Source organism: Mesorhizobium sp. M7A.F.Ca.US.005.03.2.1 (genome assembly GCF_003997795.1).
GTDB classification, from domain to species: domain Bacteria; phylum Pseudomonadota; class Alphaproteobacteria; order Rhizobiales; family Rhizobiaceae; genus Mesorhizobium; species Mesorhizobium ciceri.
The window spans coordinates 1-18276 of record NZ_RZRP01000027.1 but is presented as its reverse complement, the minus strand read 5'-3'; the positions used below and the strand labels follow the sequence as shown (position 1 = coordinate 18276).

The 18276-nt window shown below is 61.2% G+C and carries 18 protein-coding genes and 1 pseudogene; 5 read left to right on the top strand and 14 right to left on the bottom strand.

The features are described 5' to 3' along the window. Positions 1-1252: thiamine pyrophosphate-binding protein (locus tag EN991_RS03100; protein ID WP_127368135.1), on the bottom strand; the 1252-nt coding region annotated here is incomplete at its 3' end. A 106-nt stretch (positions 1253-1358) separates the two neighbouring features. Then, positions 1359-2369, bottom strand: coding sequence for an ATP-dependent DNA ligase (locus tag EN991_RS03095; RefSeq protein ID WP_027164032.1), 1011 nt, complete (start codon positions 2367-2369; stop codon positions 1359-1361). Between the two features lie 213 nt (positions 2370-2582). On the opposite strand from EN991_RS03095, the gene EN991_RS03090 reads away from it, so the two are divergent. From EN991_RS03090 to EN991_RS03080, 3 genes are all read left to right on the top strand, one after another. Continuing rightward, positions 2583-3173 carry a LysE family translocator gene (locus EN991_RS03090; protein WP_127368134.1) on the top strand — a complete coding sequence of 197 codons (591 nt, stop codon included), beginning with the start codon at positions 2583-2585 and terminating at the stop codon, positions 3171-3173. A 253-nt stretch (positions 3174-3426) separates the two neighbouring features. Next, on the top strand, positions 3427-4722 hold the full coding sequence (locus EN991_RS03085; RefSeq protein ID WP_127368133.1) for an Nramp family divalent metal transporter: 1296 nt from the start codon (positions 3427-3429) through the stop codon (positions 4720-4722). An 87-nt stretch (positions 4723-4809) separates the two neighbouring features. Beyond that, entirely contained in the window at positions 4810-5304 is a 495-nt protein-coding gene (locus tag EN991_RS03080) for a hypothetical protein (protein ID WP_013533214.1), read from the top strand. 75 nt (positions 5305-5379) lie between these two features. Here the strand turns inward: EN991_RS03080 and EN991_RS03075 are convergent, their stop codons facing one another. Then, on the bottom strand, positions 5380-7491 hold the full coding sequence (locus EN991_RS03075) for a catalase (RefSeq protein ID WP_127368132.1): 2112 nt from the start codon (positions 7489-7491) through the stop codon (positions 5380-5382). Positions 7492-7781: 290 nt separating this feature from the next. Between EN991_RS03075 and EN991_RS03070 the strand changes: the two genes are divergently transcribed. Further along, on the top strand, positions 7782-8345 hold the full coding sequence (locus EN991_RS03070) for a sigma-70 family RNA polymerase sigma factor (RefSeq protein WP_013533212.1): 564 nt from the start codon (positions 7782-7784) through the stop codon (positions 8343-8345). On the opposite strand, the gene EN991_RS03065 is transcribed toward EN991_RS03070, so the two are convergent. The 11 genes from EN991_RS03065 to EN991_RS40670 form a co-directional block, all read right to left on the bottom strand. Further along, positions 8346-8522: a hypothetical protein gene (locus tag EN991_RS03065; RefSeq protein WP_013533211.1), complete on the bottom strand. Its 177-nt coding sequence runs from the start codon at positions 8520-8522 to the stop codon at positions 8346-8348. 305 nt (positions 8523-8827) lie between these two features. Further along, positions 8828-9742: a class I SAM-dependent methyltransferase gene (locus EN991_RS03060; protein WP_064993463.1), complete on the bottom strand. Its 915-nt coding sequence runs from the start codon at positions 9740-9742 to the stop codon at positions 8828-8830. 3 nt (positions 9743-9745) lie between these two features. After that, entirely contained in the window at positions 9746-10732 is a 987-nt protein-coding gene (locus tag EN991_RS03055) for a GNAT family N-acetyltransferase (RefSeq protein ID WP_127368131.1), read from the bottom strand. After that, positions 10729-11838: a glycosyltransferase gene (locus EN991_RS03050; RefSeq protein ID WP_164768841.1), complete on the bottom strand. Its 1110-nt coding sequence runs from the start codon at positions 11836-11838 to the stop codon at positions 10729-10731. Before EN991_RS03050 ends, EN991_RS03055 begins: the two co-directional genes overlap by 4 nt. A 46-nt stretch (positions 11839-11884) precedes the next feature. Next, positions 11885-12817 (bottom strand): beta-xylosidase, encoded by a 933-nt coding sequence (locus tag EN991_RS03045; RefSeq protein WP_127368129.1) that lies wholly within the window; start codon positions 12815-12817, stop codon positions 11885-11887. After that, positions 12810-13571 (bottom strand): TIGR04290 family methyltransferase, encoded by a 762-nt coding sequence (locus tag EN991_RS03040; RefSeq protein ID WP_127368128.1) that lies wholly within the window; start codon positions 13569-13571, stop codon positions 12810-12812. Before EN991_RS03040 ends, EN991_RS03045 begins: the two co-directional genes overlap by 8 nt. Before the next feature lie 2 nt (positions 13572-13573). Continuing rightward, positions 13574-14377 (bottom strand): sugar phosphate nucleotidyltransferase, encoded by an 804-nt coding sequence (locus EN991_RS03035; protein ID WP_024502357.1) that lies wholly within the window; start codon positions 14375-14377, stop codon positions 13574-13576. Further along, on the bottom strand, positions 14377-15477 hold the full coding sequence (locus EN991_RS03030; protein ID WP_127368127.1) for a glycosyltransferase: 1101 nt from the start codon (positions 15475-15477) through the stop codon (positions 14377-14379). Before EN991_RS03030 ends, EN991_RS03035 begins: the two co-directional genes overlap by 1 nt. Positions 15478-15491: 14 nt before the next feature. Continuing rightward, complete coding sequence (locus EN991_RS03025; RefSeq protein ID WP_013533203.1) at positions 15492-16088, bottom strand: histidine phosphatase family protein; 597 nt, start codon at positions 16086-16088, stop codon at positions 15492-15494. Continuing rightward, on the bottom strand, positions 16085-17188 hold the full coding sequence (locus tag EN991_RS03020; RefSeq protein WP_013533202.1) for a myo-inositol-1-phosphate synthase: 1104 nt from the start codon (positions 17186-17188) through the stop codon (positions 16085-16087). The genes EN991_RS03025 and EN991_RS03020 overlap by 4 nt, the downstream gene beginning before the upstream one ends. Beyond that, on the bottom strand, positions 17071-17721 hold the full coding sequence (locus EN991_RS40670; RefSeq protein ID WP_245460882.1) for a hypothetical protein: 651 nt from the start codon (positions 17719-17721) through the stop codon (positions 17071-17073). The genes EN991_RS03020 and EN991_RS40670 overlap by 118 nt, the downstream gene beginning before the upstream one ends. Between EN991_RS40670 and EN991_RS03015 the strand changes: the two are divergent. After that, positions 17638-18276 (top strand): annotated as a pseudogene (locus EN991_RS03015) (hypothetical protein); the annotation flags it as partial. The gene EN991_RS40670 and the pseudogene EN991_RS03015 sit on opposite strands and share 84 nt — an antisense overlap.

Below are 18276 nucleotides of genomic sequence, written 5' to 3'. Positions count from 1 at the left end.
CCATCGACGCCAGCGATCCGGACACCCCGAATGCCTGGCCGCTGCGAAGATCGACATGGCGGGCGGCCAGCTCCGTATTCTGACCGGAATCCGTGGCCAGCACTGTGTCGTCGGCCAATCTTTGTCCGAAAGCCCGGGCAATCGCTTGTGGCTTCAATGGTTGCGCCTGCATGTCTTCCGACTGCCGCATCATCTCGCGCCATTTTCTCATGGTCTCCTGGGAACGGCGCAGGAATTCATCCGAGGGCTTTTGCGTCAGGCGCCGGTTGAGCGCGCGCAATGTCTCTGCCGCGTCGCCGACAAGGCCGGCCTCGACTGGAAAGCGCAAGCCGATCCGTTGCGCATCGCAGTCGATCTGGACGCCACGGGCCTGTCCGGGCTTCGGGTAGTATTCGATGTAGGGAAAGGTCGAACCGATAATCAGCACCGCGTCACAACTCTCCATCGCTTCTTGCGAAGCCAGGGTTCCAAGAATACCGATCCCGCCGGTGGTGTAGGGATGATCGTCCGGCAGCACCGCCTTGCCCAGCAAGGCCTTCGCGACAGGCGCCTGCAGCAGGCGCGCCGTATATTCGAGTTCGGCTGCCGCGCCGATGGCGCCGCGTCCGGCCAGGATCGCAACCCGCGAAGCGTCATTGAGAATGGCGGCGGCTTTGTCGAGCTCAACGTCCAGCGGTACGCTGTGACCGGCGAACATATCCTGCGGCGTGTGCGCCGGGCGATTGCGCTTGGAGCGCTTCGACGGATCACGCTCCTGCTCCTGGATGTCGCTGGCAATCGAAAGATGGGCGACGCCCTTGCGCGCCAGCGCGGTTCGACAGGCAAGGCTGGCGACGTTTTCCATATGCGCGGCGTCGGCAACATGGGCGTTATAAACGGAGACATCGTTGAACACGCGCGTCAGATCGACATCCTGTTGCGTGAACGTCTCGATCAGATCGTGGAACTGCATGCCCGTAATCGCCAGCACTGGAGCCTGGTCGAGCTTGGCGTCATAGAGGCCGGTCAGAAGATGTGTTCCGCCGGGGCCGGACGTCGCGAGGCACACGCCCAGCTTTCCTGTCCACTTGGCATATGCACATGCCATGAAGGCAGCCGACTCTTCATGCCGGACCTGAACGAAGGCAATTTTGTCGCGCCGCGTCCGCAACGCTTCCATGACGCCGTTTATGCCGTCTCCCGGCAAGCCGAACACCACCTCCACGTTCCAGGCGACGAGTGTGTCGATCAGAATTTCTGCTGCATTCGGCATGTCAGGGTAGCTCCGGGTGGATGGTGTCCGAACCGGTGAATCCCGAGTTGGTTCCTTCGTCGCAATAAATCGTGACAGGTTTCTGGGGCGATCTCCCTGGGGCGGTCTATTCGATCTGCTCGAACGTGCATTGCCGTGGCGCCTTGTCGGGGCGCCAGCGCAGCAGTTTGGTGCCATGGCGAAACCGATTGCCGGTGACGTGGTCGAAGCGGACCTCCACCACCAGTTCAGGTTCCAAAGGCTCCCATTGTCCGCTGCGCTCCGTGCTCCAGCGGCTCGGGCCGCCGGGCGCCTTGCCAGTGAATCCGGGCTCTGACCGCAGCCCTTCCAGCCGGCGCGTGAGCGCTCCTCTGTCGGTCCTGGCGATGGTCGACGTGAAGCCGACGTGATCGAGCTTGCCGTCGTCATTGTAGAGGCCGAGGAGCAGTGAGCCGACCTCACGGCTACCCGCGAGATAGCGGAAACCGCCGACAACGCAATCGGCGGTGCGCCTCGGCTTTACCTTCACCATCGCACGTTCGCCGCACAGATAATGCTCGTCGAGCACTTTGGCCACGATGCCGTCGGTCGATGCATGGCCGGCCCCGTTCAGCCATCGAGCCGCCGTCGCTGCATCATAAGTGCACTTCGACAGGCGAAGATCCGGACTGTTCGAGGAGGTCACGAAGTCCTCGATCGCTCGCCGCCTTTCGACAAGTGGTTTGCCCGTGATGACCTCGCCGCCCGGCCTGGCAAGCATGTCGAAGAGGATCAGACTGGCAGGCGTCTGCGAACTCAGTTTGCGGATTCTGCTTTGTGCCGGGTGAAGACGCATCTGCAGCGCCTCGAAGGAAAGCTCACCGTCCACCTCGATGACAATCTCGCCGTCGATGACGAAATGCCCGCGCTTGAGGTCACGCAGGATCTCCGTGATTTCCGGAAAATAGCGGCCGAGCGGCTTGCCGGATTTGGCGCGCAGGTCAACGGTGTCGTCGCTCTTGAAAGCAAGGCAGCGGAATCCGTCCCATTTAGGCTCGTACTGCCAGCGGTTCCCATCCCTTGGGATTGCATCGGCAAGCCTGGCCTCCATCGGAGACGTATCCAGCGGGAGCGGGAAGGCGTTTATCGGTTCATGCACGGATCAGGCCTCCAAAACCGGTTCAGGAACGGCTCTGGCTTTTCAACTTCCAGGACTGCACCGCGTTCCATCAGGCTGGTTCTTCGCGATGGACATTTTCATTTGCCGCCGGAACCCGGTGACGGCTGGCCCCTTTGATGTCATCGGCGGCGCGAAAGGAGATGCCCCATCGACCTCTCATTGTGGACAGCTTTTGTCGGAACCGTCATTCTGATGCAGGTGCCGCCAGGCCCCGACAGCATGCTGGTGATGGCCCGCGGCATCGGACACGGGCGCGGCGTGGCGTTGTTCACGGTACTCGGCATGACGCTGGGCGCCGGACTGGTGCAGCTTCCGCTGATTGCATTCGGCCTGTCTTCGCTTGTCCACGCCTCGCCGGTGGCGTTCAATCTGCTTCGATGGGCCGGGGCGGCCTATATCATGTGGCTGGGTTTCCGGCTGCTGCTTTCAGCCTCGGCAACCATTCCCACAGGTGACATCAAGGCCCTGCGGCCGCTCGCCGCCGCCCGGGAAGGAATGATCGCCAATCTGAGCAATCCCTGGCCTTTGATGTTCATGGTTGCGTTCCTGCCGCAATTTGTCGACCCGCATAGGGGCTCCGTCACGTTGCAACTGGTGCTGCTCGGCGCAACACAGAAGATAACCGGTGTGCTGGTGCTGGGAGCCTACGCCTTGGCATCGGGCGCGGTCGGCGCATGGGTCATGCGGCACCCTCGCGCAAGGCTTTGGCAGCAGCGGCTCGCCGGCTGTCTCATCATCGGCCTCGGCGTGCGGATGGTGATCGGCGGCAGTACGAGCCGCTGACTTCAAGAAATAGCTTTTGTGCCACGTCGCCTGAAGGATTGGCTTCGACACAAGCATTGTCTTCTTCAGGGGGACGGAGCATTCGCTTTGACGTTCGGCTCCGCCGCCGTCGCGGGCCGGGACCGTGTCCAGGAACAAAAAACCTGACCGGAGGTTCGAACCTCGATCTCAATGCAGCTGCAACGCTTCATCGCCATCCGATTGGAATGTTCGTCATGATTTCTTGCGTGGCCTCGGTAAAGACGCGCCTTCAATGAACAAGCCGCCTGAGAATGCTGGCCAAAGGGAAAGCAGGCGAAAAGGGGGCGACGTCGTTCGGGCGCTTGGGCTTGGCCTGATCACCGGCGCGGCCGATGACGACTGCTCGGCCATCGGTACCTACGCCAGCGCCGGAGCGCGGTTCGGCCCCGACCTGCTGTGGACGGCACCTGTCACGCTGCCGATGATGTATCTCGTCGTCTACCTTTCATCCAAACTTGGCCAGGTTTCGGGTCGCGGGCTTTTCCAGGTCATATCGGACTTCTATCCGCGTTGGCTGCTATGGTCCGTGCTGGTGGGCGTGCTGATCGGCAACACGATCGAGGCAGCCGCCGACCTTGGCGCCATGTCGGCGGCTATTGTGCTGTTCGTTCCGCTGCCTGCTCCGTTGGTCGTCACTGCCGTTGCGGTCGTCATTTTTGCCCTGCAGGTGCTCGGATCGTACAAATTGATCCGAAATGTGTTCCGGTGGCTGGCTCTGGCTCTGCTTGCCTATGTGGTCTCCGCGGTACTTGCCAAACCGGATGCCGCTTCCGTCCTGCGTGGCACGCTGTTGCCACAAATCGAGTTCAGCCGAGAGTACCTGTCCATCCTCGTCGCCATCGTCGGGACCACTCTCTCCGCATACCTTTACACGTGGCAGTCCAATCAGGAGGTGGAGGAGGAGATCGCCAAGGGTCGAACGAGCCTCGAAGAGCGCAAAGGCGCCACCGAGGGTGAACTGCGCCGATCCCGCCGCGATATCCTGATCGGCATGACGTTCTCCAATCTGATCATGTATTTTATCATCCTTTCGACCGGGTCGACGCTCTACAAGGCCGGACACACGCAGATCGAGACAGCGGCACAGGCGGCCGAAGCGCTGCGGCCGCTTGCCGGCGACGCTGCCGGCATTCTCTTTGCGGCCGGTGTAATTGGCGTCGGCTTCCTGGCCGTGCCGATCATGACCGCTGGCGCTGCTTTCGATTTCGCCCAGGCGATGGGATGGAAGAATAGCCTGCATGCCAAACCCCGGCAGGCTCCCAAATTCTACATCGCGATCGGGGTCATAACGCTGGTGGCGGTGGGTCTCAATTTCTTCGGCTTCAACCCGATGAAAGCTCTCGTCTGGTCCGGCATCTTGCAAGGATTTTCAACGCCGCCGCTGCTGCTTCTCATCCTCATCATGACCAACAATCGCAAGATCATGGGCGACAAGGTCAACAGCACAAGCACGAACATCCTGGGCGGCGTGACGACCTTGGCGATTTTTGCGGCGTCGGCGGGATTGGTGGCAAGCTGGTTCTTGTAGCTCGCATGGCATGACAGATGTTCAGGCACGGTGGAACATCGGCGGTCAAATCCCGTTGAGACGCTTGTGGGAGAAAGGAGGTTGTCCATGTCAAAGTTGCAGGCCGCAACTCCGGACCGTTTAAGGCAGCTCAGGCTTGAAGCTTCAGCACATTTCGCTCCGTTGATGCTGAACGAAGCCCTGTTGCGCCTTTCCCATGCCTGCGGAGGCGACAGCCTCGACCGCTTCGAGAAAGCCATGGTTGATCAAATCGAGGCTGCCAAGGACGATCGGGCCGATTTCGAAACGATCAAGGAACTCGCGATCGAGCAGCTTTACGCCCTGGTCCGGAACGCTAACGATTCGCCGAAAAAGAAACAGTCGCTGGAGAAGATCGACACGCGCAGAACGCCCGGCCGGTCCGAAGAACCACGCACGCTCGAGGACCAACTGCAGGCGGGGTTGGAGGATTCCTTTCCGGCGAGCGATCCGCCTTCGGTGGTGTCCACGACCATTTCAGGCGGAGCAAAGAAGCTGGTTGGGACCGACGAGGTCCTGGAGAAGCAGCGGCGACAAGCGTCCAGCAAGGAAGATCGCTCGTAGACCGCGGTGCCGGCTAGGGTTGGCGGCAAACCAAAGAGTGCGGGTGCGCCAACGGAAACAGCTGACGCCATCGCATCAAAGTTTGACAGCCGCCTCCCGCGCCCAGAGCCGCAGTTTGCGGCATGACTGCACAAACGCAGCTACCGAAGCTGCCGAATCCAGCCGCCTCAGCCCCTCATCGGCATCGGGAGCGACGCCTGCTTTGATCAGGAGCGGCTCGGCCCCGGAGGTGAAGCCGATGAACTTGCAATGCGCAAACGCATCAGACACGAAATCCTTCGCAGCGGCCTCCGTGACCAGTAGCTCGGCGCCCGCCTCGGAGAGGAGCAGCACCACCGCGTCGAACAAAACGGATGGACCGCCGTCGATCATGTGCCTTGCCTCGATGTGGGTGCCGTCGGCGGCTTCGACGCCGCCCACCTTGGGCGCAACCACCTCCATCACCGCGCCTTCCGCTTCGATGGCGGAACGAAGTTCCTCGAACAGCGCGACATCGGCTCCATCGCTGAGCATGACACCGACTTTGCGGCCTTCGAAACTGTCGGGCCCGTTTTGGATGATGCTGAGCGCCGGCGACGGCGGCAAGTCATCGCGCGGTGGAACGGCGGCTTCGGCAGGTTCGGGCATGTCACGGATGCCGAGCTTGTCGGCGACCGTGGTCGCCAGCGTTTCATCGATGTTCAACAAATGCGAAACCATGCGTTCGCGGATCGCCGGTGCCTGGACCTTGCTCAGTTCAAACGTCAGCGCCATCGCGATGTGACGCTGCTCCGGTGGTGTCTGGCTGTTGAAGAATTGCCGGGCCTGGCTGTAGTGATCGGCGAAGCTCTCCGCGCGCAGACGTACTTTCTGCCCTTGTTCGGCATCGGAGAAAGAACGGAAGCCACGCTGCGGATCCTCGCGCGGTCCCAGTCCCCATGAGTTAGGTTCATAGTTGGCGCGACCGGCCGGATTGCGCATGGCCATGTGCCCGTCCTGTTGAAAATGGGCGAACGGGCACTTCGGTGCATTGATCGGCAGATGGGTAAAGTTCGGGCTGCCCAGCCGCTTCAATTGGGTATCGAGATAGGAGAAGTTGCGGCCCTGCAGAAGCGGATCGTTGGAGAAATCGATTCCGGGCGGCACATTCTGCGTCATGAATGCAACCTGCTCGGTCTCGGCGAAGAAATTATCCGGCATCCGGTCGAGCACCAGCCGACCGACCGGAATTGGTTCGAGAACCTCTTCGGGAATGATCTTCGTTGCGTCCAGGATATCGAAGTCAAAACTGTCGGCAAACGCCTGATCGAACAGTTGCACCGTCAACTCCCATTCCGGGAAATTGCCGGCCTGTATGGCCTCCCACAGATCGCGGCGATGGAAGTCGGGATCGGCGCCGTTGATCTTGACCGCCTCGTTCCAGACCACCGATTGCATGCCGAGCTTGGGTTTCCAGATGAACTTGACGAAGGTGGATTCGTCCTTGGCGTTGACGAGGCGGAACGTGTGCACACCAAAGCCTTGCATGAAGCGGAAGGAACGCGGGATGGCGCGATCCGACATGATCCACATGACCATGTGCATCGATTCCGGCATCAGGCTGATGAAGTCCCAGAAATTGTCGTGCGCCGTCTGTGCCTGCGGAAAAGCACGGTCGGGCTCCTGTTTGGCGGCGTGGATCAGATCGGGAAACTTGATGGCGTCCTGGATGAAGAAGACTGGAATGTTGTTGCCGACCAAATCCCAATTGCCTTCCTTGGTGTAGAGCTTGACCGCAAAGCCGCGCACGTCGCGGGCGAGATCGAACGAGCCCTTGTTGCCGGCAACCGTCGAGAAACGAACGAATGCCGGCGTCTTTTCACCAGCTCGCTGGAAAATGTCGGCACGTGTGTATTTGGCCAGTGAGTCGTAGGTCTCGAAATGACCATGCGCGCCATAGCCGCGGGCATGGACGACCCGTTCCGGGATGCGTTCGTGGTCGAAGTGGAAAATCTTCTCGCGAAAGTGAAAGTCTTCGATCAGCGATGGTCCGCGTTCACCGATCCGCAATGTGTTTTGGTCGTCGGAGACAGGCGTTCCGAGCGCCGTGGTAAGGACAGGCGTGTCGTCTTCCGCGATCTGGTGCAACTCGCCGCCATTTCCGCGCGCGCTATTCTGATCCAGTCCACTTGCCGATTGGCGAGCGGAGGGGCGAGCGGATTTGGCCATGACAGGTCCTCGATCGATACTGGAAGGTTGAAGTGGCAAGCCATCAAACTGCCGGTGAACGGCTTTGTTCCCGTAAAAAAGCGGACGCTGTAGATACCACTGTCGAAGGAGGCGTCACTGCTGCGGCGATGGTATGCGTCGATCGCATGACAGATATCTCCGCCCGCGAAGAATTATGAAGAGTTGTCTCCAGCAAGAGGAACGAACCAAACTTCCATGCATTTAGCTGAGGCTGCGTTCACACACTCTTTCTGCTGGGAGCTGGACCATTGTCATCCGGAGGCTGCCTTTTGGCCGACCAGGAAACCAATGAAGTTTCCATCGTTGACCTGATACCCGCCCTGCGGGCATTCGCCCGCACCTTCTGCCGCGTCCCCGACGATGCTGACGATCTCGTGCAGGAGACACTGACCAAGGGTCTCGCCAACATCGACAAGTTCGAACCCGGTACGCGAATGAAGTCGTGGCTCTTCACCATCATGCGCAACACCTATTATACCCGGGTCAAGATCGCTGCCCGGGAGGCGCCAGGCCTGCTCGACTGCGCCTCTTCGAGACCAATTTCGGAAGCCACCCAGGAATGGACCGTTCAGAGCAGGGAAGTTCACGGCGCCATTCAAAGACTGCCTGAACACCAACGCGAGGTGCTGATGCTGATCGGCGTTTTGGGAGTGAGCTACGAGGAAACCGCCGACATATGCGGTTGCGCGGTCGGGACGGTCAAAAGCCGCCTGAACCGTGCGCGCGCCAACATCCTTGAACTCCTAGGGGAGAGTTCGCTGGAGACATTGATGGAGAGGAGAAACCAGCTGTCGGACGGTCAGCTCGACGTCGAGGTCGACAGCCGCAGATAGTCAATTGTTCGCGTCGCGCCGACGCTTCTCGACGAGCGCGTTCTGCAATTCGATCGCCAGCTTGGTGAGGCGGTCCGGAATCTTTTCCTGCTCTATGGCTGCCAGCAGGGAGGCAATCTCCCGATCCACCGCCATCTCGACATGCGGATCCGCGGTATCGTCGCTCGAACGAGACATCACATTCTCTTGATAGCGGTCCCTTGATCGTAGTGTGGTGATAAGCGCCCGGCATTACAAGCCTGTGTCCACCGCCGAGAAGCTGACCGGCGGACCCTTGCACAGGTTTATTTCCTTGCTCCTTGGTCGCCCCGCGGACCACAGGCCCGCGCGGTGGCGTTCAGTCCTTCGGCAATCGATTAGCGGCGTAATCCTTCGGACTTGATCCGATTGCCGTCCAGCCCGCGCTCCTCCTTCGAATCGAGGACACTCGTTGGTGCCCTTTGCTCGACGTCCGAACTGGCATCGTGCTGTAATGTTCCGTCTCACCGAGCGAGCAAAAAAGCGTTGCCATCCCATGATCGAAACGGCTTCTCACCGTCGATGAGGACCCGCAATTGATGAGCTTGCGCCAGACGGCCGATATCGTCGCGGTCTGAGAAAAGCGATCCGCGATAGGAATAGTTCAGCAAGGCGAGCCAGCCCGGCCGTTTCAGAACGCGCGCAATTTCTTCGAAATGCCGCTCTGCCATGCCGGCCAGAACCAGATAGGGAAAGCTGTCGACCGCCAGCACGCAATCGAAACTGGCATCGTCGAAATCGGCCAGATCGAGACCGGAGGTTTGTCGTAACTCGACATTGCCGAGTGCGGCGCATTGCTCTGAGGCGATGGAGATCATTCGCGACGATATATCGATACCGACCATCCGCTTGAAGGATTTGCACAGCGCACGCTCGAAACGGCCGATGCCGCAACCGATGTCGAGAATGCTCCGTTCCCTTCCGGTGAATTCTCGGGCTTCCAGCCATGCGACGATTTCGTTGGTCGTGGCTGTGAGCCTTTCCTCATCGCCGAGGGATGCCAGTTGGACACTCGCGGCTCCCGAAATCGCTGCCGCGGCATCGAAGCTGGACGCCAGCCGCATGACGACAGCGGCATTCGTCTCGTCCTCATTGCGCTCATGGCGAACGGCGCCGCCCGTCGCTCGCAACATGGCAAAGACGTCTGGTTTGCAGCGCAGCAGTCCGGCGACCTTCCGCAATCTTGCCGCGTCGCCGGTATCCGCCGGACGGACTTTCAGCACGACCTCCGCCAATTCCGCTGCCCCAATTGTGGGCGGCAGGTGGAGCGCCAGCCTGACGAGAACACCTTCGGCGCAAATGCCGTCGGCCATGCAGTCTTCAACCGCCAGCCTGACCGATGTCCGGCGCTGGGCGCCTTTCGGTGCGGTTACACTCATGGGTCAACTCCGCGTCCAGACCCTGCGCATCGTCCACCTGTCGGCGGCGCCCCAGCCATATTTGTAGGCCTCCTGGCCGCGCAGGAAATCGAACTCGCGCGCATCTTCGCGGATCGACTCCACGATTGCGTGGCCAATCAGGATCGCGCCCGGGCTCTCCTCGGCATAAGCAGGGTCGAACCCACCCAGATAAGCGTAGGCACGGCCGCGGTGGTAAAATCCGTAATAGGCACCGATGGTCCTGTCATCGATCGCGAGCAGCCAGCATCGCACCAGACCATGAGCATCGAGCAAGGGAAGCGAGAGCCGATGGAATTGCTCGACGGCGGGGTTGGCCAACACACCCCCTCCGTGTTCGGCCCATCGCACATTGTGCAGGCGGATCAATTGATCGAGGAAGGTTTGCGGACTGCCGCTTGCCGATGACAGCGCAATCCGGCCGCATCTTGATGCGGCCTGGCGCGCCCGACGCAACTGGCGTCTGCGTCTTGCGGGGACGCAGCCTGCCAGCGTTTCGTCGCCGGCGATGGCGAGCACGGGGCAGGCGGCATGGGCGGTCGGCCGATCCATCTCGGGATGCTTCATCGCAAGGGCGACGCTGTCCTGCGGCAAGTCCGACAAGATCCACTGCGCCCACCCGATCGAGAAGATCGACTCGGCGATAACGCCGACAACCTCGGCTTCGATCCCAGGGACAGCCAGGATGTCCAGATAATCGCTGAGCGAAATGCCGACCGGAAGCAGCTTCGAACCAGCCGTCCCATGCTCCAGGTAACACGGCGCCAGCCCGACCAGATCCCCGCCGTGCCAGACCGCGACTGTCGCCAGTTCACCGGGTGCGAATGCGTGCCACCATGGCACCAGCCAGGCGGGAGATTGAAACGGCGTCGCCGAGGGACTCTGCTGCCACAGTTTCCACCAGTGCGGCGTCAAGGCGTCGAACTGCGCGGGGTCACCGATGATTTCGCAGCGCAGCACCGCTTTGCTCACGGCGTCGCAGCCAAGCGCCGGCGACCAGTGCCAAGCTGTGCCAGCGCCTGATAGGCATCCATGTAAGACGAGATCATCCGTTCCAGCGAAAATCGCCGTCGCGCTTCGGCCCTGCATGTCTCGGCATCCAAGCTGGGCGCCGCAAGAATGGCTTGGGCCATCTCGTCGACCGTGTCGACGAGAAAGCCCGTTCTGCCGTGCTCTATGACGTCGGGAAGCGCACCATTTGGAAAGGCGACTACCGGGGTCCCGCAGGCGAGGGCCTCCATGGCCACAAGCGAGCTGGTCTCGGCTGCGAGGCTCGGAATGACCAGACAGCGCGCTGCGTTGAGAAAGCGTCGCTTGGCGGTGAAGCCGAGCGGACCAAGGAAGCGGCGGCGGCCATCGAGGCGAGATTGGACCTCGTCGCGAAAGTACCGCGTATGTGTTTCGTAGGGATAGGCCTTACCGCCGACGACCAGCGGAACGCCTGCTAGTTTGGCTGCATCGAGCGCCAGGTGAATGCCCTTCTCCGGGCAAACCCGGCTCAGAACCAGGGCAAAGTCGCGCTTCGGCTGCGGCAGGTTCAGTGCTTGGATGTCGACGCCGTTCGGAATCGGTGCCGTCAGCCTGGCGCCTGATGGCGCGGTTTTCTGCTGGCTGGGCGAGACCGCATGAAGCCAGAGGTCGCCACGCGTCGGGCGCAATGCCGCGGCCGGATACCAATCCAACGGCAGGTGGAGGGTCACCAAGGTCGGACCATCGTCGGGCAGATAAGCGTCGAAATCGATGCCGTGCAGATGAACCACATCGATGGGCCATCGGGCGCGGGCAGCGGCGATCGCTTTGCGATGGGCCTCTTGCGCGCGGCGCTTCGCCGCCTCGTCGAGCATGCCGTTTTCGGCCGGTATTTCCACAAGCGTGCCGCTCGTGCTGGAGCCACGGCAAGCAATGACGATAGATCGATGGCCGGCGTGAACCAACGCCCGATCGAGCATCGACAGAACCTGTTCGGCACCGCCGACAGCGTCGGGTCCGACGGGCGCGAGAGGGTAGGCGACATTGAGGACGGTGAGTGTCGCGGCCGGTTGCGTCCCGGTGCCCTGCGCCGCATTCCCACCTGTCAGTGGTGTTGCGCAGTCCGGCATCTGATGCATGGGCAGCATGACGATTTCACGCGGCCGAGGCCCGCCGCGTGGGGAGCGAGGCGGATGTCATGCCAGGCGCATAGCGGCGGATCATGGTTGAGCAGAATTCCGCGAACTCCTCCGGCACCAGTGGCGGGCTGGTGTGGTGGGGCATCATTCCGCGATGCTGAGGTGTGAAGCAGAAGGTGACCGTCACGTCGAAATCGGCGAGTGCTTCCATCTGCCGGTCGAACCAGTCCAGCGCATTCGGCCGAAAACTGTCCGCCCAGGAAAGCCCGGTACGCATATTGGTGACACCCAGCCGCTTCATCCAGGCGACAGCGTCGTCCAGCCGCGGATCTTCGAAATGAAACCACTGCACCAGTCCCATTGCGGGTGTATAGCGCAGGAATTCCTCCAGCGCGGGCTTTGGCGTGCCGTCCTGGCGCAGCAGCCCCATATGGAAATGACGGTAATAAGAGGAGCCTTCGGCTTCGCGGTGACGCGTCGTTGCTTCCCATTCACGCGGAAGATCGTAGAGGCTGTACCACTGGACGCGTGGTGCATTGCCGAGCAGCAATTCAGCTGTTCGCTTGAGCCCCCAGACCTGGATTTCCTCGGCGCCGAAGGTCGATACGCCGACTTCGCTGACCCAGATGGGAAGGTCGGTGACGGTCGCGATCTCGCCGATCTTCTGCGGCCATTCCTGGATTTGCCACAGGTTCCAGTCGAGCGGAAAGCCGTGCACGGCGACGGCGTCGACATGATCCAGCACGCCGAATTCCTTCATGCGGGTGATGAATCCCGGGTCTATCGGCGAGATGCCACCGAGCACTTTGGTCAAAGCCGGGTTTTCAGATGCGATTGCGTCCGCCGCCAGGATTGCCATCCTGGCGAAGCGGCTCCAGTCGGGGTCGAGCTCGGGATCCCAATGCGATTTGTTGTTGGGCTCGTTCCAGATCATCGCGGCTTCAACCATGGCGCTGTCCTTTCGAGGGGTAGACGGGACCGCCACTGGCCGGGTCGCCTGCGGCCCGGCAGAAATAGACCTCCTGCTCAGGGTGCAGAACGATCTCGAAACCGGCGCTGCGCAGCATCGCTTCGGTGCAGGCTCGATTGGGTATCCACCAGTTGGTCGGGTCGTCGGCATAGCGGTGCTCGATGAAATGGAGCTTGGGAAATTCCGGCCGGTCGAACAGGTCATGCGTCCAGAAATGATAGTTCTCTTCCATCTCGGGAAGATCGGTGCTGCCGCGCTGCATGGACTGGAAGATCATCAGATCACCGGCGACATGCTCACGGATAAGGTCGAGCGCAAGCAACGGGTGGCGCAAGTGATAAAGCACCCCCATGAACAGCACGATATCGAATGTTTCGCGCAGGGCGCCGACGTCGTAGACCGACAGTTTCTGGAATTCGATCTCGCAATTGGCGATCTCGGCGGCAAAGCGGGCCTGCGCCAGATAAGCCTCATCGAAATCAATGCCGAGGACACGGGCAGCACCTCGCCGTTTCATCTCGATGGAATAGAAGCCGGCATTGCAGCCGATATCCAACACCGTCTTGCCTGTCAGATCCGCGGGAATGGCCTCGGCGAATTTGCGCCATTTGATCAGCGGGTAATTGCCGAGAAAATGGTTGGGAGCGGTTTCGACACCGGCCAGTTCCATGTTGTGGAACCATGGGCCGAGAGCATCGATACGGCGGCGGATTTCGGCATGGGAATGCAGCATGGTCAGGCTCCTTCGCCGGGAACGACAGGCACATGCGGGTGTGCTCCACCCACAAGCATGGCGGTTTGGCGTTGTTCGGATGCGACGCCCTCTTCGAGCAGCCGAAGAGCCGTGCGATAGCCGTTGAAGGTGCCGACATCGACGTAGGAGACTCCGGCCCTGACACCGTAGGCTTCACCGCCGGCAGCCAGATAGGCATTGATCAGGGTGCCGATATATTCGTCACGCCGGTCCCGTTCACGCCAGAGTGCAGCGAGTTGGTGCAAGATCCGGCCCGGCATCTTGAACGCCCCCCAGATCCAGTTCGTGGCAGCGTCTTGCCGCTTGACCTGAATTTCCTTCACCCGATCTCCCTCGTCGAGAACCACGGCATCGAAAAATTCCGGGCGGTCCACCGGGAAGAGCAGAAACGATAGGGAACTATCCGGCAGGCAGGAGAAGCCGTCCTCGGGGAACCAGATCGTATCGGGCAAACCAATCAAAACCGTCTCGTCGGGCGCGACGAGAGGCGCTGCCCGAAAAATCGCATCGCAAAGTCCAACAGGGTTGGGCTGCACCACGAACAGAGCGGCAGCGTCACCATAGCCGGCGGCGTAATATTCGAGAATGTCGGATTTGCCCGATCCGATGATGAAACAGATCTTGTCGACGCCGGCGCGCACCATCCGCCGCACCAGGTACTCGCTCACCGCGCAGGGACGCTCCGTCTGTCCATCGATCCGACTGCCTACCGGCAGCAGCTCTTTCGAGAAGCCGAGCGGTTGAATGCGGCTGCCGCGCCCGGCAGCGGGCACAATGCCCAACATCAGACTGCTTCCATCATCGGTTCGCGGGGAGATCTTTGAAAGGCGTCGTTTAGAATGTGGTCCAGCTCCGCCGCGCGCCGGGCAGAAGTGTGTTCGTCCAGAACCCGTTCGCGCGCACGGGTTTTGATGGCATCGAGTTCATCTGCCGGCAAGGCGAGCGCCGCGACCACGTCATCGGTGTCGTGGGCCAGCAGGATCTCGCTGCCGGGTTCGAAGAAGCTGCTCAGGCCAGGCCAGGTGTCGGTTATGATCGGCACCCCGCATGCCGCCGCTTCGAACAACCGGCCCGAAGGACACCAGCCTTTTTGCACCATCGCCTCGCGGGTGACATTCAGCGTCAGTCGGGAGGATGAGAAAAACGCCGGATGATCGGCCGGTGGCAGATGCCTGACGAAGAAGATGTTGTCGCCCCACGGGAATTCCTGCGGATACTGTGCGCCGCCGATGATGAAGCGTTGATCCGGTAGACGCGCGGCGGTGCGGACCAGAAGCTTTTCGACGCCGGCCTGGCGATCCGCCGCGTAGGTCCCGAGATAGGACAGATCACCGGCGAATTCGGCCCGCTTCTCTGCCGGCCGGTGTTGGTCGGGATCGACGTGCCCATAGAGCGGCAGCACATGGCGCGCACCCAGAACCGTCTTCAGCGCGTCGACCGCCGAGCCGCCGGTGTAACTCAGGACGAGGTCGAAATCGGCAAGACCCTCAGGGCCGAAATAGGGTGGACGCTCACCTTGTTCGATGCGGGCAAGCGTGACCGGAGTGTCCAGATCGTAGAACACACGCAGTCCGCGGCCTGCCTGCTGCGCCAGCCGCGAGGCGTCCACGGCGTCGGGACAATAAGAGGTGACGATAACGACATCCGATTGCTTGACTGTTTGCTCCGCGACCCGGCGGATGTCCTCCCAGTCCGGGTAGAGCACGACGTTGCCGCCGTCCAGGCGATCAAGATCGCGCGCTCCGGCATAGTAGGGCGTGTCGCGTTCGAAGAAGGTAACGGACCAGCCGCGCCGGGCGAGGGCTCGGATCAGTCCCCTCCATAAGGTGGCATGGCCGTTGCCCCATGAAGACGTGACGGTAAGACCGAAAATGACCATCTGCATCCGGCAAATCCTCGTCAGGCAACTTCGTTCAATCGGATCAGCTTCGCCCCCCAGTCCCCCGACACGATCGTCGTGATCGAAGCGGGATCGATGTCGAAGCGAAAGCAGTCGCCGGCCGGCAAGCCAAGGACCTTGCAGACGGCGGCCTTGATCACATCGGCGTGGCTGACCAGGGCGACACACTGATTCGGATGCTGCTCGTGGACAGCATTCATCACCGCGACGACGCGCTGCTGGACATCGTGCATGGTCTCGCCACTCGGTGTCCTTGCCACTTGCCGCTGATCATTCCAGGCTCGCCAGCTGGCGTCGCCATTCAGTTCATCGAAAGTCTTTCCCGACCAGTCGCCGAAGTCGATCTCGTCAAGTTCGGCGCAGATCGCGATTTCTCCGACACCGCAGGCGAGCGCAACTGGCAGCGCCGTCTCTCGGGTACGCTCGCGCGGGCTGCACAAGATCGCGACGATGGGCTCCCGGGCCATGCGGCAGCCAAGCTGCGTTGCCTGCGCCTTACCGGCATCGCCGAGGCAAACGCCGTCCATACGGCCTGCCAGATAGGAGCCGACATTTTCGTGTGCCGCATGGCGGATCAGAAAGAAGGTCGTCGTCATTCTGCGGCATCGAGCAAAGGCTCGTCCTTGCCTGCGATAAAAGCGAGCGTGCGCTGCCGCGCTTCGGCGTCGGTGAACTGTTCCGGAGGCGACTTCATAAAATAGCTGCAGGGACCGGTCAGCGCGCCAGCTATGCCGCGATCGAGCGCCAGCTTGGCGCAGCGTACCGCATCGATCACCACGCCGGCCGAGTTGGGCGAATCCCAGACCTCCAGCTTGAGCTCGGCATTGAGCGGCACGCCGCCGAAGGTCGTGCCTTCGACCCTTATATAGGCCCACTTGCGATCGGTGAGCCAAGGCACATGGTCGCTCGGGCCGACATGGATGTTGCCCGGCTCCAGGGGAACATCGAACTGGCTGGCCACGGACTGTGTCTTGGAGATTTTCTTCGATTCCAGCCGCTCGCGTTCCAGCATGTTGAGAAAATCGGTGTTGCCGCCGAAATTCAGTTGATAGGTGCGGTCGATGCGTACGCCGCGTTCACGGAAGAGATTGGCTAGCAACCGATGCACGATGGTCGCGCCGACCTGGCTCTTGATGTCGTCGCCGACCAGCGGCAGCCCGCGCTGCTCAAAGCGCCGTCGCCATTCCGGACGTGAGGCGATAAAGACCGGTATGCAATTGACGAAGGCGCAGCCGGCCTCGAGTGCGCATTCGGCATAGAAGCAGGTCGCCTCCTCGGAACCCACCGGCAGGTAGGAAACCAGCACGTCAGCGCTGCTGTCACGCAGGATCTCGGTGACATTGGCAACCGGCTCGGGAGCTTCTTCAATCTCGTCGCGCAAATATTTGCCGATCCCGTCCAGCGTCGGTCCGCGCTCGACGCGAACGCCGGTTGTCATGGCGTCGGCAAAGCGGAACGTGTTGTTGGGGGCGGCGTAGATCGCTTCCGCGACGTCGAGGCCAACCTTGCTCTTGGCGACATCGAATGCGCAGACAATCTCGATGTCGTCGACATGGTAACCGCCGAGGTCGGCATGCATCAGCCCAGGGATTGGTTCGTTGCTTTTAGCGTGACGATAGAACGAGAGGCCCTGCACCAGGGAGGATGCGCAATTGCCGACCCCAACGATACCAACACGAACCTTTTTCGATCCCACGAAACCGCCACCCTATGTTGTTCAAAGGTAAGTTCCTGGCGCCGAACCATCAGCTTGCCGGAATGTTCCTCCGCCCATCGAAAAATTGCGCGAGACAGCATGGATCGAAGCCGCATACGATGCGTTCCCGCACGGCAAGCATTGGAAACCGATCGATGATCGTCTACGGCGACCACAAGCGGACGCAGGACGCACAACAGCTTCGCGAAGCAGCAGGCGAAATGGCCGTAAGACTTGATCGGATGTCTCATGGCATCCGACGCCATGCTGCATTGGTCGGACTGTTCATCAGCGTGTCGGAGCTGGTTCAGGCGCTTGCCGACGTCGATTTCGAAACCTGCGGCATCGACATTTTTTCGCCACGGCAACAGCAAGGCGCCAGGCTGCTGGTCGGGCTTGCCGCCGAGGTAGCGAAGTCGTGGCGAAGCGGTTTCAACGTTGGCGGTGGCATCGATCCGGGACTTCTCAAGCTGCTGGCCGGGCTCGACTGTCAGGCCGAGGTTCTGACCGGCTCCGCTGAGGGTTATGCGCATTATGCGCTTTATCCCGAAAGCTATTTGGACGCGGCGCAGAAGTCGGGGCTCGATGCGAACACATGCGTTATCGGTGTCCGCAGCATTGGCCTTGGGCTCGCAGCTATGGTGGCGGCCTCGATTGGCGCGCCTGCGCCATTCAGCGTTCGTCCGATCGGCCATCCTTTCCACAGGCACATCAACGCCGATCCGCGGTCGATCACCGCTTGGAAGAACAATCCATCGGCGCGTTTCGCCGTTGTCGACGAGGGTCCCGGCCTGTCCGGCAGTTCGATGCATGCCGTTGTCGTTTGGCTGCGTGAACTGGATGTCGATACGGACCGCATTCACCTGTTTCCCAGCCATTCAGGCGGCCCGGGCAGCGAAGCGTCGCCGGAGGCTCGGGAAACGTGGTCGCGCTGTCCGAAACATGTGGCGACGGCGTTTGAATGCACCTTCTCCGAAAACTCGAAAATTCCCACGCTGCGCGATTGGGTGGCCGAGGCGGTCGGCGGGCCGGAATTAAACCTGACCGAACTATCTGGTGGCGAGTGGCGGGCCGCCCACGATGCCGAC

Coding starts and splice junctions, on each gene's coding strand:
- EN991_RS03085 (WP_127368133.1), top strand. CDS start 3,427: ATGAACAAGCCGCCTGAGAATGCTGGCCAAAGGGAAAGCAGGCGAAAA.
- EN991_RS03090 (WP_127368134.1), top strand. CDS start 2,583: ATGCAGGTGCCGCCAGGCCCCGACAGCATGCTGGTGATGGCCCGCGGC.
- EN991_RS03045 (WP_127368129.1), bottom strand. CDS start 12,817: ATGGTTGAAGCCGCGATGATCTGGAACGAGCCCAACAACAAATCGCAT.
- EN991_RS03040 (WP_127368128.1), bottom strand. CDS start 13,571: ATGCTGCATTCCCATGCCGAAATCCGCCGCCGTATCGATGCTCTCGGC.
- EN991_RS03060 (WP_064993463.1), bottom strand. CDS start 9,742: ATGAGTGTAACCGCACCGAAAGGCGCCCAGCGCCGGACATCGGTCAGG.
- EN991_RS03025 (WP_013533203.1), bottom strand. CDS start 16,088: ATGACGACGACCTTCTTTCTGATCCGCCATGCGGCACACGAAAATGTC.
- EN991_RS03065 (WP_013533211.1), bottom strand. CDS start 8,522: ATGTCTCGTTCGAGCGACGATACCGCGGATCCGCATGTCGAGATGGCG.
- EN991_RS03075 (WP_127368132.1), bottom strand. CDS start 7,491: ATGGCCAAATCCGCTCGCCCCTCCGCTCGCCAATCGGCAAGTGGACTG.
- EN991_RS03030 (WP_127368127.1), bottom strand. CDS start 15,477: ATGCAGATGGTCATTTTCGGTCTTACCGTCACGTCTTCATGGGGCAAC.
- EN991_RS03080 (WP_013533214.1), top strand. CDS start 4,810: ATGTCAAAGTTGCAGGCCGCAACTCCGGACCGTTTAAGGCAGCTCAGG.
- EN991_RS40670 (WP_245460882.1), bottom strand. CDS start 17,721: ATGCGCATAACCCTCAGCGGAGCCGGTCAGAACCTCGGCCTGACAGTC.
- EN991_RS03035 (WP_024502357.1), bottom strand. CDS start 14,377: ATGTTGGGCATTGTGCCCGCTGCCGGGCGCGGCAGCCGCATTCAACCG.